The sequence below is a fragment of the Stenotrophomonas sp. LMG 10879 genome, assembly GCF_002750935.1.
Classification (GTDB): Bacteria; Pseudomonadota; Gammaproteobacteria; order Xanthomonadales; family Xanthomonadaceae; genus Stenotrophomonas; species Stenotrophomonas lactitubi_B.
This window is the reverse complement of the sequence record NZ_PEJT01000022.1, coordinates 1-1,224: the sequence shown is the minus strand read 5'-3', so window position 1 is coordinate 1,224 and position 1,224 is coordinate 1. Positions and strand designations below refer to the sequence as shown.

The window sequence follows — 1,224 nt, the reverse complement described above, 5'->3', positions numbered from 1 at the left end:
TGTGGTGGTCAAGTACTTCTGGACACTCCCAAAGGGAGTTCAGGCCACCTGCACTTCACGGAGCGCAGGTGGCACAAGGCCGTTGGCACTGTGCAGCCGACGGTGGTTGTACCAGTTCACAAATTGTTCGATGTCTGCTGCAGCCTCCTGTCGAGTGGGGTATTTGGAGTACAGCCATTCGCCTTTGAGGGTGGCAAATACCCGTTCCACCACCGCGTTGTCCCAGCAATTCCCCTTCCGGCTCATGCTCTGGGTGATGCCGTTGTCGCGCAGGATCTCGGCCATCGCGTGGCTGGTGTATTGCCGCCCTTGGTCCGAGTGGAACAGCAGTCCCGCCTGGGGGCGGCGCTGTTTCAATGCGCCGCGCAGGGCTCTGACCGCCAACCACGCATCTGCTTCGTGGGAATGCGCCCAACCCACGATTCGACGGGCATACATATCCACAACGACGGCCAGATACAGCCATCCCTGCTGGGTGGGGATGTAGGTGATATCGCCAGCCCAGACTTGGTTTGGCGCCTCCGGATTGAACTGACGGTCCAGGATGTTGGGAGCGGTCAGCGCCTGCGGCCCAAGGCTGTGATACTTGTGCCGCTTGTGCTGTCGCGCCCTGACACCGGCCCGGCGCATCAGCGTCCGGGCGCGGTGGCGACCAACCTGCAGACCGCTATTGGTCAGTTCCCGGGCCATCCTGCGTGAGCCGCAGCTGCCCCGGTGGGACTTATGAATGCGACGAACCAGATCAACCTGGGCCAGCAGCTCCCGATCGATACGAGGCTCCCGATGCAGCCAGGCGTAGTAGCTGCTACGGGGATAGTCCATCAACTGGCACACCAACCGGATCGGAGCGGCCTTCCCCAATTCCTGGATCACTTGTTCCGGTGATCGCTGTCCCGAATGAAGAAGGCGATGGATTTTTTTAGCAGGTCGCGCTCCTCCTTGAGCCTGCGGTTCTGGGCTTCCAGTTCGGCGATTCTGACCTGCGCATCTACTGGTGGCGCCTCCGCATGCGGGTCATGTTTTCGCCGCCACTGCTCGATCCACCGCCTCAGCGCCGTCGGGCCGACATCCATCAGCTGGCAGACGTCTCTTACTGTCTGCCCCTCTACAACGACAAGGCGAACCGCCTCGTCCCTCATGCCCTGAGTGATCTGTTTTGCCATGGGTCTACCTCGATGCTCGAAAATGATCCTATCGAGTGTCCAAGTTGATTAGACCACCGCA

1 protein-coding gene is annotated in these 1,224 nt (G+C 60.6%); it reads right to left on the bottom strand.

The window, feature by feature from the left end; genetic code table 11:
• Positions 1–39: 39 nt before the first annotated feature.
• Positions 40–1,163 (bottom strand): IS3 family transposase gene (locus tag CR919_RS20910; protein ID WP_243380388.1). Its coding sequence is split into 2 segments (ribosomal slippage): positions 40–923 and positions 923–1,163, totalling 1,125 coding nucleotides; the frame shifts between segments, so codons are not numbered across the junction.
• Between the last annotated feature and the right edge of the window lie 61 nt (positions 1,164–1,224).